Below are 13,369 nucleotides of genomic sequence, written 5' to 3' on the forward strand. Positions count from 1 at the left end.
TTACCTGTGTTCCGCTTGTCCCTGGCATGTCATCTCGCGGCGGTCACCGCCCCCGAGCGTATGCCCTGGTCGGACAAGGCATGGTTTGTAGCGTCCCGTCATCTTTCAGATGGAATGCTACAGGGAAATGAATAGTGTGTTTTGTCGGCCTTGGTCGAGGCGTCCGTCCGCCGGCTTCCCCGATCCCCGTCCGATACACCCCACCCGCCGGATTTCGTGTTAGCCGTGGTTTCTCAGCGGCCCAGCTTCCGGCGCACCATACCGACCACCTCGGTGATCTCGCGGATGCGCAGCGCCATCGCGAGTCCGAAGTAGGTCACCCCGATCGCCGTGCCACCCAGGACGATCTGGAGGATCGCGGCCAGCCGGTCCGGCCGGTCGTCACCCGGCAGAAGCTTGATCACCACGATCCCGGCCAGGGCCGAGCCGAGTGCCGCGACCAGCACTTTCGCCCACGTCGCGGCGATGGTCCCGAGACCGATGCGGCCCACCCGTCCGCGCAACAGCCAGGCCGAGATCACCGCCGCCGCGATGTAGGACACCGCGTTGCCGACCATCAGACCGGACGCCGTGAACGACGCCGAGAAGGCCAGGAACAGGCCGACCTGTACGGCGATCCGCAGCGCGACCACCGGAATGTTGACCAGGGCCGGGGTCTTCGTGTCGGGCAACGCGTAGAAGCCGAAGGTGAAGAGCTGGCTGATCGCGAACGGGATCAGCGCCAGGCCGGCGACGAGCAGCACCGGCGCGGTCGCGGCGGCGGCGTTCTCGTCGAACGCGCCGTAGCGGAAGAGGGTGAACGAGATCGGGGTCGCCAGCACCGCGTAGCAGACCGCGACCGGGGCGAGGATCGCGGTCGTGGTCCGGGTGCCCCGGGACAGGTCGGCGGCGAGGTCGGGGTACCGCTCGTCGGCCGCGGCGGCGCTCATCCGGGGCATCAGGGCGGTGATGATCGACACGGCGATGATGCCGTGCGCCATCATCAGCAACAGGAACACGTTGTTGTAGATCAGCGCGCCGGCCTCGCCCTGGTCGCCGGCCCGGTTGACCAGGTTGAACACAACCACCAGACCGATCTGGCTGACCGCGACGTAACAGAACGTCCAGGCACCGAGCCGGGCCAGTTCGCGCAGGCCGAGCCCGCCGAAGTCGAACCGCCACCGCCATCTGAAGCCGACCTTGCGCAGCGCCGGCAGCAGGCCGGCCGCCTGGATCGCGACCCCGAGCAGGGTGCCACCGCCGAGCAGGAGGATCCGGCCGGGGCTCATCTCGCCCGCGCCCACCTCGGTCGCGCCGTAGACCACCACGTAGACGCCGACGGTCGCGATCACGACCAGGTTGTTGAGGATGGGTGCCCACATCGGGGCGGCGAAGTGGCCCCTGGTGTTCAGCACCGCGCTGAGCATCGCCGACAGCCCGGAGAAGAAGATCATCGGCAGCATCAGCCAGGACAGCCGGGTGACCAGCCACCGGAACTCCGGGGTCGTGCCGTCGCTGGCGTAGAGCATGGCCAGCGGCTGGGCGAGGGCCAGGGCCAGGACCGTCGCCGCGCCGAGCGCCAGCACCGCGAGGCTGAGCAGCCGCTGGGTGTAGGCCTGGCCGGAGTCCTGGTCGCCCTTGCGGCGGCGGACCAGGACCGGCACGAGGACGCTGGTCAGGATGCCGCCGAGCAGGAACTCGTAGACCATGCCGGGCAGGATCTGCGCGGTGGTGTAGGCGTTGCCGACCGCGCCGGCGCCCAGCGCGACCGCCAACAGCAGCGTGCGCAGGAAGCCCGTACCCCGGCTGACCAGGCTGCCGGCGGCCATGACGGCGCTGTTGCCGGCCGCGCCGCCGCCGGCCGGCTCGGGCGGTGGCTCGGTCGCCTCCACCACCGGCTGGGCCTGGGTCGCCGGGCGCCACGGTTCCGCGGCCGAGATCGGGGTCGCGCCGTCGGCCGGCGGACGCCCGCCGTCGGGCGCGGCACTCGCGCTTCGGTACAGGCCGCCGGCCATGTGTCAGCCTCCCAGGGGATCGGCGGGTGAACGCCCCGCCGGCACAGGTCCGACCTTAGTCAATGGGAGCCTGCCGGAACCGGCACCTCCGGCCGCCCGGGAACCGTCGGGTCACCGGAGCCCGCTACGCTGGCGATCCCATGCCCGACACATCCTCACCCGGCGCGAACTCATCCGGCGCGAACGGTTCGCCGAGCGCCGCCGAGCGCCGCGAGCTGACCGCCGCTCAGCGCAACGCCGTCACCGAACTGCTGCGGGTCTCCCCCGTCGCCGACGAGTTGGGCCGCCGGTTCGCCAGAGCCGGCCACGAACTGCACCTGGTCGGTGGTTCGGTACGCGACGCGCTGCTCGGCCGGCTCGGCGACGACCTCGACTTCTGCACCGACGCGCACCCCGAGGAAACGCTTCGCCTGATCAAGGGATGGGCGGAGGCGACCTGGGAGACCGGACGGGAGTTCGGCACCATCGGGGCCGCCCGGGGCGGGCTGCGGCTGGAGATCACCACGTTCCGGGCCGAGGCGTACGACGGCGTGACCCGCAACCCGGTGGTCCGCTACGGCAAGAGCCTGCTCGACGACCTGCGCCGGCGGGACTTCACCATCAACGCGATGGCGGTCAGCCTCCCCGACCACCGGTTCACCGACCCGCACCGCGGCCTCGACGACCTCGCCACGCGGGTGATCCGGACGCCCGGCACTCCCCAGGAGTCGTTCGGCGACGACCCGCTGCGGATGCTGCGTGCCGCCCGGTTCGCCGCCCAACTGCGGTTCGCCGTCGAACCCGGCGTACGGGCGGCGATGGCGGCCCTCGCCACCGACCTCGACCGGATCACCGCCGAGCGGATCCGGGACGAGTTCGTGAAGCTGATGTCCGGAGCCGACCCGATCACCGGTCTGCGCCTGCTGGTCGACACCGGGCTCGCCGACCGGTTCCTGCCTGAACTGTCCGGGCTCAAGCTCGAGATCGACGAGCACGCCCAGCACAAGGACGTCTACGAGCACACCCTGACCGTGGTGAGCAACGCGATCGCGCTGGAGGACGGTGAGCCGGACTTCCTGCTGCGGATGGCCGCCCTGATGCACGACGTCGGCAAGCCGGCCACCAAGGCGGTCGGTTCCGACGGCCGGGTCAGCTTCCACCACCACGAGGTGGTCGGGGCCCGGATGACCAAGCAGCGGATGAAGGCGCTCCGCTTCCCCAAGGACGTCACCTCCGCCGTCGTCGACCTGGTCGGGCTGCACCTGCGCTTCTACGGCTACGGCCGTGGCGAGTGGACCGACTCGGCCGTACGCCGCTACGTCACCGACGCCGGCGACCTCCTTCCCCGCCTGCACAAGCTGACGAGGTCGGACTGCACCACCCGCAACCGGCGCAAGGCGGCGGCCCTCGCCGCCGACTACGACGCGCTCGAGACGCGGATCGCCCGGATCCAGGCCGAGGAGGACCTGGCCCGGGTCCGGCCCGACCTCGACGGAAACGCCATCATGGAACTGCTCGGCGTGCCCGCCGGCCCGATCGTCGGCCGCGCCTGGCGCCACCTCAAAGAGGTACGGCTGGAGCGCGGACCACTCGACCGCGACGAGGCCGAGGCCGAGCTGCTGCGCTGGGCGCGCGCCGAGGGAATCGGCTAGCCCCCGCCCCCGATCTTGGTCGGGTAGTCGACAGCGCCCGCCGGCGCGGTCTGCCCCGAGTCGCCCGAATCGGCAGTTACGGGCATGGCGTGGCTCGGATACCGTCGCAGAACGGCAGCGGTGCACCTGGCGCACACGGGCCACAGTGGGCATCTGACGACGTACTCCGGGAGGCGACCATGCAGCCGTGTGCTGTCTGCGGCGGCGTGACCATCAACGCGGCGGGTAACTGCACGCAGTGCGGCACCTACCGGGGCAGCCTCGATCCGCTGCCGCCCTCCCCCTACGCGCAGCAGCCGCCGGACTATCAGCAGCCGTACGGGCAGCAGGGCTACGGGCAGCAGCCCGACTACGGCCAGCCCGCCGGCGGCGCGTACGGCCAGCCCGACTACGGCCAGCCGGGGAGTGGCGGCCCGAGCTATCCGCCCTCGTCCGGTCCGGGCTACCCGCCGGTGTCCGGTGCCGGCTATCCCCCGGTGTCGGGCGGCGGATACCCGCAGCAGTCCGGGGCCCCCGGCTACCCGACCAGTTCCCCGCCCGGCGGCTACCCGGGCAGCGGCGGCCCGACCTACCCGCAGCCGACGAGCGGCGGCGGATACGCGGTCAGCTATCCGTCGATCCCGCAGCAGCAGCCGCCGAGCAAGAACAAGTTCCTGGTACCGGCCATCGCGCTCGGCTCGACGCTCGCCGTGCTCGTCGTCGCGATCCTGGTCGTCGTCGGGATGCGCGGCAACGATGAGGACGACCCCGATGTCCTGGCCAACTCCCCCAACCCGACGCCCTCCGCGCAGCAGTCCGAGTCGTCGGCGCCCGCGGTGCCCGGCATCGACCAGTGCGTGGTCGGTGAGTGGGTGGTCAACTCGCACCGTGAAGAGGTGCCGATCGACGGGGTCGGCAACGTGACCTTCAACGGCCGGAGTCCGTGGGCGAGGCTCTCCCTCACCGCCGATGGCAAGGGCGTCACCGAGTACGGCACCGGCACCGAATACCGGGGCTCCGTGCAGGGCCAGACGGTGACCATCAAGTTCACGGGTCGGATCACCTTCGACTACCGGGCCGATAACGGCACGCTCTCGTTGTCGAACGTCAAGCCCGACGGCACGACGACGGCCACCGTGGGCGGCGGGCAGCCGGTCAGCGAGCCGCTCGGCGGCGGCGACGACCCGTCGAAATACACGTGCAGCGGCGATCAGCTCGTGCAGAGCTCCTACAACATGGAGATCAAGTACTCGCGCGTCCGCTGAGCCGACCCTCCATACGCGAGAGCGCCGCCCCGAACCGGGGGCGGCGCTCTCTGTCGTTGGTGGTCAGTTCTTCGGGGCGCTGTCCAGGACCCGGCCGTCGCCGTCCGCGGTCCCGGTGCCGTTCGAGCCGAGCTTCGCCAGCAGGCCGGCGAGGTCGATGCCGGTCAGGTCGGTGCCGAGCTGAAGGCCCTGGGCGACGTTGTTCGCGACCGACTTGGTCAGCGACGAGGCACCGTCGGTGGAGATGACGGTCATCTTGTCGATCGAGCCCATCGGGGCGCTCGCCGCCTCGACCACCTGCGGCAGCATCTTGACCAGCAGGTCGAGGACGGCCGCCTCGCCGTACGCGGCGAACGCCTCGGCCTTGCGGGCCATCGCGTCGGCCTCGGCCTGGCCCTTCGCCAGGATCGCGGCGGCCTCGGCCTGGCCCTCCCGCTCGATGGCCTCGGCGATCGCGGTACGGCGGCGCTGCTCCGCCTCACCCTCCTTGGCACCCTCGATGGCGTTGGCCTCGGCGAGCGCGGCCCGCCGGGCCCGCTCGCCCTCACCGGTGAGCCGGGCCTGCTCGGCCTGCGCCTGCGCGGCGGCGATGGTCGCCTGCCGCTGCGCGTCGGCGCCGAGCACGGCGGCGTTACGGGCCGCCTCGGCCTCCTGCTCCACCTTGTACCGCTCCGCGTCGGCGGGCTTGCGGACCTCGGTGTCGAGCTGGCGCTCCTTCAGTTCGGCGTTGCGCTCGGCGACCTTCTGCTGCTCGGAGAGGATCGCCTGGTCGCGTTCGGCCTGGGCGAGCGGGCCGGACGCCGCCGATTTCGCCTTGGCGGCGTCGATCTCGGCCTGGATCGAGGCCTGCTTCAGCTCCAGGTTGCGGTTGGCCTCGGCGATGGCCTCCTCGGCCAGCAGCCGCTCCTGCTCGGCGGCCTGCCGGGCGCGGGCCTCGGCGATGGCCGCGTCCTTGAGCACCCGGGCGGCCTCCGGACGGCCCAGGTCCTGGAGGTAGGTGCCCTCGGCGAAGATGTCCTGGAGCTGGAAGGTGTCGAGCACCAGCCCCTGGTTGGTCATCGAGTGCTCGGCCTCCTCGGCCACCGCACTGGCGAACGCCGCCCGGTCGCGGATGATCTCCTCGATGGTGAGCCGGCCGACGATGGAGCGCAGCGCACCGGCCAGTACCTCGCGGGTGAACTCCTCGATCTCGTTCTGCTGGTGCAGGAACCGCTGGGCGGCGGCCCGGATGGCACCCTCGTTGCCGCCGACCTTGACGATCGCGACGCCCTGCAGCTTGGCCCGGATGCCCTGCTTGCTGACCGCGCCCTGGATCTCGACGTGGATCCGCCGGCTGGACAAATCGAGGGACTGCAGCTTCTGCACGACCGGAAGCACGAACACCGAGGCGCCCATGACGACCTTCTGGCCGGAGTTGTCGGTCGAGCGGGATCCGTCGGCGCCCTGCGTCGTACGGCCCTTGCGGCCGGTCACGATGAAGGCCTCGTTCGGCCCGGCCACCTTGATCCGGGAGAGCACGAAGAGCACCAGGATGAAGATCAGCAGCACGCCGCCGCCGATCGCGATGAGCAGTGGGGTCATCGGACCGTCCTCATATATAGGGAATCTCGGACTTATTGGATGACTTGGGTCTCCTCGACGAAGACACTCGTGTCGGTCGGCGCCTCGACCACGAAGACGGAGACACCCAGTGGGATCGCGGCCGCGGCCCGGGCACTGAACTTGACCTGCTGGCCACCGAGCTGGACCCGCACCTCGCCGTATCCGCCGGCCGGGATCGGGGTGACCACGATCCCGAGAGATCCGACCAGGTCGTCCCGGGTCGGGGTGGCGTCGGTACGCATGTCACGAGCCGCCCGGGCCAGGCGCACCGCCAGCCACGCGGTGGGTACGGCCGCGACGAGCCCGGCACCGGCCGCACCGGCGATCAGCCCCGGGGTGTCACCACCGAGGAGTTCATTGGCGATCGCGGCACCGAATCCGAACGCGCCTACGAATCCGGCGATCATCTCCAGCGACACCGGTCCATCGACGTCGGGATGGCCGAAGTGGAGCAGCTCACCGCCGAGCAGGCCCGCCGCCATCAGCGCGACGCCGATTCCACCGATGACCAGGAAGACGATCGTCGCGGTGTCCACGCCTGCAGGGTAGCGATCACCTGCAACGATCCCGCAGTGCCGTACCTCGGTCACGGTGCGTCGCCGCCCGCTCGCACCCGTTCGGGGACGTCCGGTCGGTGCGGGACAATGGGGCCATGCGTTGGGCCGTACTCGACTCGCCGATCGGCGACCTGTCCGTCGGCGTCGACGACGCCGGGATCTGCGGGGTGCACTTCGGCCCGGTCGAGGGGGCGGCCGACCCGGCGCAAGTCGACGCCGGCCCACTGGCCCACGCCCTGACGGAGCTTCGCGACTACTTCGCCGGCGAGCTGACCACCTTCACCGGAGTGCTGTCGGTACGGCGGGGCAGCGACTTCGAGCGCGCGGTCTGGGCGGAACTGTCGCTGATTCCGTACGGCGAGATGCGGACGTACGGCGAGATCGCCCGCGCGGTGGGCGATCCGGGCGCGGCCCGGGCGGTCGGGACCGCCTGCAACCGCAACCCGATCCCGGTCATCGTGCCCTGTCACCGGGTCGTCGGCGCGGGCGGAAAGCTCGTCGGCTTCGGCGGCGGGCTGCCGCGCAAGCGCCACCTCCTGGAACTGGAGGCGGGCGTAGCCCTGCGCCGGGCCTGGTCCTGAACGGTCCCACCGTGGGCGACGCGGGGCCGACGACGGCGCGGGGCCGGGTCCCGTACGGACCCGGCCCCGGACGCGTTCCGGTCGCTCAGTTGGCGATCTTGCCGGCGATGAAGTCCTCGACGGCCTGGTGGGCCTCGTGGTCGGCGTACTGCACCGGCGGCGACTTCATGAAGTAGCTCGACGCGGACATGATCGGACCGGCGATCTTGCGGTCCAGCGCGATCTTCGCGGCCCGGACCGCGTCGATGATGACGCCGGCCGAGTTGGGCGAGTCCCACACCTCGAGCTTCAGCTCCGCGTTGAGCGGGGTGTCACCGAACGAGCGACCCTCCAGGCGGATGTACGCCCACTTGCGGTCGTCGAGCCACGGCACGTGGTCCGACGGGCCGATGTGCACGTCGCTCTTGGCCATCTCGTGCGGCACCTGGGACGTCACCGACTGGGTCTTCGAGATCTTCTTCGAGACCAGGCGGTTGCGCTCCAGCATGTTCATGAAGTCCATGTTGCCGCCGAAGTTGAGCTGGTAGGTGCGCAGCAGTTCGACCCCGCGGTCCTCGAACAGCTTGGCCAGCGCACGGTGCACGATGGTCGCGCCGACCTGGCTCTTGATGTCGTCACCGACGATCGGCAGGCCGGCGTCGACGAACTTCTGCGCCCACTCCGGGTCGGAGGCGATGAAGACCGGCAGGGCGTTGACGAACGCGCAACCCGCGTCGATCGCCGCCTGGGCGTAGAACTTGTCGGCCTGCTCCGAACCCACCGGCAGGTAGGACACCACGACGTCGACCTGCGCGTCGCGCAGCGCCTGGGCCACGTCGACCTCGGTCTGGTCGGACTCCTGCACGATCTCGCGGTAGTACTGGCCCAGGCCGTCGAGGGTCGGGCCACGCTGCACGAGTACGCCGGTCGGCGGCACGTCGCACAGCTTGATGGTGTTGTTCTCGCTGGCGACGATCGCCTCCGCGAGGTCCATGCCCACCTTCTTGGCGTCAACGTCGAACGCCGCGACGAACTGCACGTCGGATACGTGGTAGTCGCCGAAGGTGACGTGCATGAGACCCGGGACGCGGTCGTTCGGGTCGGCGTTGCGGTAGTACTCCACCCCCTGGACCAGGGATGAAGCACAGTTCCCGACACCGACGATGGCGACGCGGACGGAGCCCATCGCGTTTGCCTCCTTCTTAATCACGGCCGCTCCGGCTCTTTCCTGGACTGCCCAGGCGGAGGCGGGCTTGTCTCTTCTCGTGGCCCACCCGTTCGGGGGGCCCGGCCGGAGCGCTCGTTGGCGATGAGCTCCTCCAGCCACCGAACCTCACGCTCACAGGCCTCCAGGCCGTGGCGTTGCAGTTCGAGGGTGTAGGCGTCGAGTCGCTCGGCGGCACGGCTCAGGACGTCGCGCAGACCTTCGCGGCGCTCCTCGACCTTGCGCCGGCGACCCTCCAGGATCCGCAGCCGGGTGGCCTGGTCGGTGCGGGCGAAGAATGCGAAGTGCACTCCGAAGCCGGTGTCCTCGTACGTCTCGGGGCCGGCCTGCGCGAGCAGTTCGGCAAAACGTTCCTTGCCCTCTGCGGTGATCCGGTAGACGACGCGGCCACGCCGCGAGGTCAGGGGAGGTACCTCCTCGGTGGCGGTCGGCGTGTCGCCCGTCTCACTGATCCACCCGGCCGCCTGCAGCCGACGCAGGGTCGGATAGAGCGAGCCGTAGCTGATCGCCGCCCGGATCGCTCCCAGCTTGGCGGTGAGTTCCTTCCGTAGCTCGTAGCCGTGCATGGGAGATTCCTGCAAAAGGCCGAGGATGGCGAGTTCGAGCACGGCCCTGCCTTCCTCATCCACGCCGGTGGCGCTCGACCCACTCCCGGGGTGGGACGCACCGATGTATCGGCCCGATACATCGCAACGTTAGTCGCCGAATGGGATGCGGGCAAACCCCCGATTTTGCGCACCGGATGTTACGTACAGTGATTGACGATGTGATGCGGTAGGGGTGCGAAGGTCCTGTCGACGCCGTATATGACCGGCGAGTGGTCGCCTCGTTCGGCCGGACCGCGTACCCTTCTGCCCATGCGTACCCAGCGGCAGGCGGTCGACTACTCGCTTCGGCGGCGGTCGCTGCTGCGCGAGGTGTTTTCCGGCCGGGTGGGCACTTACGAGGTGTGTGACGCTTCGCCGTACCTCAAGAACGCCGCGCGGTTCCACGGCGAACCAACCGAGGACCGCTGCCCGATCTGCCGCAAGGAAAACCTCACGCTGGTGCACTACATCTATGGCGACGAGCTCAAGCAGTCGGCCGGCCAGGCCCGGAACCGGGCCGAGCTGTCCCTGCTGGCGATGACGCTGCGTGAGTTTCAGGTCTACGTGGTGGAAGTCTGCCGGGCCTGCGACTGGAACCACCTCGTCGAGCAGTTCCTGCTCGGCCGGGACGGTCTGCTCGACTCCGAGCAGGCCACGGCCGAGCCAATGGCGGCATCGGGCGGCGGTGTCACACCGGAACGAAGGCATGGGGCCGGCCGGTGACCACTGTCCCCCTGGCCCCGACGGCGCTCGACCGAAAACGTAACGCCCGGCAGATCGTCAACCGGATAAGTCCGGTTATTGCAGATAAAGCTGCATATGGCCGCCGTAGATCGGCGCCGCAGCGTGTCCCAACTCACGGCAAACCGGTGGTGTCGCAGCCGCGAACCACCGCGACCGGCAGGGTGTGAGGAATGAACTCGTACGGCGACCCCAGTTCCGCGCGTGGAAGAGCCCGGATCTCCGGCTCCGACGGCGACTCCGGATCCGAGGCCGAGAACCCGTACCGGCGTTCTGGCCAGGACGCATTCGACTCGCCGGCACAGCCGGCAGGCGGCTTCGAGGTGCCGCGGGCCGCGGCGGGCTACAGCGAGCCCGGCCCTCCCCGCGCCGCGGCCACCGGCCGCGCCTCCAGTGGCCGAGCGTCGGTGGGCAGCGCCTCGGTCGGCAGTGCGTCGGTCGGTAGCGCGTCGGCCCGCAGTTCGGCCAGCGGTAGCGCTTCGGTCGGTAGCGCTTCGGTCGGTAGCGCTTCGGTCGGCAGTGCGTCGGTGAACGGTCCGGGTAACGGGACCGGGAGCGCGCCGGCCGGTCGGGCGCAGGTCGGACGCGCGGTCGTACCCGGACCCGGCGGTGACCGGGCCGGTGGGCGGGCCACCGTCGGCGCCGCGCCGGTCGCCGGTCGGGCGACCGTCGGACGGGCCTCCGTCCGTCCGGTGACACCCGCGGCGGCCGGACCGGGCGGTTCGGGCCCGGGCGGCCCGCGCGGTCCGAAGGGACCGGGTGGTTTCGGCCCGGACGGACCCGACGACTCCGGATCCGGTGGACGCCGGAACCGGCGCAGCGGCCCGCCGAGCAAGAAGGCCAAGCGGCGTAAGCGGATCAACCTGCTGATCGCCTCGTTCGCCGTAATGATCATGTTGGCCGGGGCGGGTGTCGTCGGCCTGGCCTGGTTCTCCACCACCGTCAAGTCGCCGACCGACTTCGGTGAGCCGGAGACCACCACGATCATGTACGCCGACGGCAGCCAGTTGGCGAAACTCGGTGAGCAGAACCGCACCATCGTCCCGGCCGACAAGATCTCGCCGGTCGTCGGAAACGCCGTGATGGCGGCCGAGGACAAGAACTTCCTCGACCACACCGGCATCGACATGAAGGGCATCGCCCGCGCCGCGTGGAACAACTTCACCGGCGGTGCGACCCAGGGTGCCTCGACGATCACCCAGCAGTACGCCCGGCACGTGGCCGAACTGACGGACATCAGCTACAGCCGTAAGCTCCGCGAGGCGCTGCTCGCCTCGAAGCTCGAACAGGAACTCGACAAGCAGCAGATCCTCGGCTACTACCTGAACGCGATCTACTTCGGCCGGGGCAGCTACGGCATCGAGGCCGCCGCCCAGACCTACTTCGGGAAGTCGGTCCTGATCCCGCCCGGCGAGAAGGGGGCGCTCACCCCGTCGGAGGCGGCCGTCCTCGCATCGGTGATCAAGCAGCCGGAGCCGGACCGGGTCACCGGCCACATGGGTTACGACCCGCAGGTCAACCGGCCGGCCACCGAGGAGCGCTGGAACTACACGCTCAACAATATGCTGGACAAGAAGTGGATCACCGCTGAGGAGCGGGCCGCCGCCGTCTTCCCCGAAGAGACCCTCAAGACGTACGACCCGAAGAAGTCCTGCGCCACCGACTGTGGCGTCAACACCCCGTCCGGAAACGTGATCAACTACGTCCGCGACGAGCTCGAGGCGATGGGTATCACGGACTGGCGCAAGGGCCGCTACCGGATCAAGACCACCATCGACCCCAGGGTGCAGAAGGCGGCCCAGGAGGCGTCCCGCCGGGCGTCCAAGACGTCGCCGATGTCGAAGCTGCCCGAGAACTACATGGCCGCCCTGGTCGCGGTGGATCCGAACAACGGCCGGGTGCTCGCCTACTACGGCGGTGAGAGCGGCACGGACTACGACTACGCGGGCGCCAACGACGGCGGCACCACCGGTGGTCACGCCCCCGGCTCGACCTTCAAGGTCTATACCTTGGCGGCGGCTCTCAAGGCCAACATCTCCATGGACACGCACTGGGACTCGACGAAGATCAAGGACGGCGACTTCGAGATCTCCAACGCCGGCCGTACGCACTCCTGTGCCAAGTGGTGTTCGCTGGAGGAAATGACGATCGAGTCGTACAACGCGCCGTTCTACTGGATCGCCAAGGAACTCGGACCGGACAAGATCGTGGAGGCGGCCCGCGACGCCGGCATCCGCACCATGTGGAACAACGACGCCAAGGCGATCAACCTGCTGGAGAGCAAGCCCGCGGACGTCGCGCCGTCGCAGTTCGACAAGCAGATCGGCTACGGCCAGTACGGCATCACCGTGCTCGACCACGCCAACGGGGTGGCGACCCTGGCCAACCGGGGCACCTACCACAAGGCCCACTTCATCGAGTTGGTCGAGGAGCGCAACTCGGCCGGCGAATGGGTCAAGGTCGGCGGCGAGCAGTTGAAGCCCAAGGAGGTCTTCCAGCCCGAGCAGATGGACTCGCTCAACGCCGTACTGCAGAAGATCCCGGGCAACATCGGCAAGGGACTCAAGGGCGGCCGGCCGGCGACCGGCAAGACCGGCACCTGGGAACTCCGGCAGAACACGAGCGACAACGGCGACGCCTGGATGGTCGGCGCCACGCCGCAGATCGCCTCCGCGGTGTGGGTCGGCACCAAGGGCAAGCGTGAGGCGGTGAAGGAGGCGAACGGCAGGGCGATGGGTGGTGCCGGCACGCCGGCGGCGATCTGGGACAAGTTCATGGAGGACGCGCACGCCGCGCTCAAGCTCAAGAACGAATCGTTCAAGGAGAAGAAGAGCACCGGCGACCCGAACCACCCGGCGGCCAATGGTGTGTCGCCGCCGCCTGTCGTGCCAACGACCCCCGAATGCACCGACCCGCTGCGGATCACCTGCCCGACCCCGGGCGGTGACAACCCGGGCGGCAACCCAGGTGGTGGCAACCCGGGCGGTGGTGGCAACCCAGGTGGCGGCGACAACCCTGGTGGCGGCGGCAACCCGGGCGGCGGCGGCAACCCTGGTGGCGGCGGCAACCCGGGCGGTGGTGGCGGCGGTGACGACAACCCGTTCGACGGGCTGATCAGGCCGACCCCGACGCCGACCAGGTGGCGGTAACGACAGTCCGCGGTGGACGACGCGCCGGCGGCCGGGCCTCTGCCCGGCCGCCGGCGCCGTTTTCGGGGAACTTTCCCCG

10 protein-coding genes are annotated in these 13,369 nt (G+C 70.0%); 5 read left to right on the forward strand and 5 right to left on the reverse strand.

Features of this window, described 5'->3' with window-relative positions; translation table 11 throughout:
- Positions 1-233: 233 nt before the first annotated feature.
- Positions 234-1,994 carry a murein biosynthesis integral membrane protein MurJ gene (murJ, locus tag AB0M79_RS15560; RefSeq protein WP_364213225.1) on the reverse strand — a complete coding sequence of 587 codons (1,761 nt, stop codon included), beginning with the start codon at positions 1,992-1,994 and terminating at the stop codon, positions 234-236.
- Between the two features lie 140 nt (positions 1,995-2,134).
- Here murJ and AB0M79_RS15565 point away from each other — a divergent pair, with 140 nt between their 5' ends.
- Together AB0M79_RS15565 and AB0M79_RS15570 are read left to right on the forward strand one after the other, a co-directional pair.
- Positions 2,135-3,625: a CCA tRNA nucleotidyltransferase gene (locus AB0M79_RS15565; protein WP_364213228.1), complete on the forward strand. Its 1,491-nt coding sequence runs from the start codon at positions 2,135-2,137 to the stop codon at positions 3,623-3,625.
- A 179-nt stretch (positions 3,626-3,804) separates the two neighbouring features.
- Positions 3,805-4,869, forward strand: coding sequence for a hypothetical protein (locus AB0M79_RS15570; RefSeq protein WP_364213231.1), 1,065 nt, complete (start codon positions 3,805-3,807; stop codon positions 4,867-4,869).
- A 63-nt stretch (positions 4,870-4,932) separates the two neighbouring features.
- Here AB0M79_RS15570 and AB0M79_RS15575 read toward each other — a convergent pair whose 3' ends face one another.
- Both AB0M79_RS15575 and AB0M79_RS15580 read right to left on the reverse strand, forming a co-directional pair.
- Complete coding sequence (locus AB0M79_RS15575; protein WP_364213234.1) at positions 4,933-6,450, reverse strand: SPFH domain-containing protein; 1,518 nt, start codon at positions 6,448-6,450, stop codon at positions 4,933-4,935.
- A 32-nt stretch (positions 6,451-6,482) separates the two neighbouring features.
- Positions 6,483-6,953 carry a hypothetical protein gene (locus AB0M79_RS15580; RefSeq protein ID WP_364213601.1) on the reverse strand — a complete coding sequence of 157 codons (471 nt, stop codon included), beginning with the start codon at positions 6,951-6,953 and terminating at the stop codon, positions 6,483-6,485.
- A gap of 170 nt (positions 6,954-7,123) precedes the next feature.
- Here AB0M79_RS15580 and AB0M79_RS15585 point away from each other — a divergent pair, with 170 nt between their 5' ends.
- Positions 7,124-7,609 carry a methylated-DNA--[protein]-cysteine S-methyltransferase gene (locus tag AB0M79_RS15585; RefSeq protein WP_364213237.1) on the forward strand — a complete coding sequence of 162 codons (486 nt, stop codon included), beginning with the start codon at positions 7,124-7,126 and terminating at the stop codon, positions 7,607-7,609.
- A gap of 85 nt (positions 7,610-7,694) precedes the next feature.
- On the opposite strand, the gene AB0M79_RS15590 is transcribed toward AB0M79_RS15585, so the two are convergent.
- Together AB0M79_RS15590 and AB0M79_RS15595 are read right to left on the reverse strand one after the other, a co-directional pair.
- A complete protein-coding gene (locus tag AB0M79_RS15590) occupies positions 7,695-8,774 on the reverse strand; it encodes an inositol-3-phosphate synthase (RefSeq protein ID WP_357535135.1) in 1,080 nt (359 codons plus the stop codon).
- Positions 8,775-8,794: 20 nt separating this feature from the next.
- The gene (locus tag AB0M79_RS15595) at positions 8,795-9,421 is read right to left on the reverse strand and encodes a PadR family transcriptional regulator (RefSeq protein ID WP_357535133.1); all 627 of its coding nucleotides are present in this window, start codon (positions 9,419-9,421) and stop codon (positions 8,795-8,797) included.
- Positions 9,422-9,670: 249 nt separating this feature from the next.
- Between AB0M79_RS15595 and AB0M79_RS15600 the strand changes: the two genes are divergently transcribed.
- Together AB0M79_RS15600 and AB0M79_RS15605 are read left to right on the forward strand one after the other, a co-directional pair.
- The gene (locus tag AB0M79_RS15600; protein ID WP_357535131.1) at positions 9,671-10,123 is read left to right on the forward strand and encodes a DUF5318 domain-containing protein; all 453 of its coding nucleotides are present in this window, start codon (positions 9,671-9,673) and stop codon (positions 10,121-10,123) included.
- Positions 10,124-10,668: 545 nt separating this feature from the next.
- Positions 10,669-13,290 carry a transglycosylase domain-containing protein gene (locus tag AB0M79_RS15605; protein WP_364213241.1) on the forward strand — a complete coding sequence of 874 codons (2,622 nt, stop codon included), beginning with the start codon at positions 10,669-10,671 and terminating at the stop codon, positions 13,288-13,290.
- Positions 13,291-13,369: the final 79 nt, after the last annotated feature.

Origin of the sequence: Polymorphospora sp. NPDC051019, from assembly GCF_040683055.1 — a bacterium.
Taxonomy (GTDB): Bacteria; Actinomycetota; Actinomycetes; order Mycobacteriales; family Micromonosporaceae; genus Polymorphospora; species Polymorphospora lycopeni.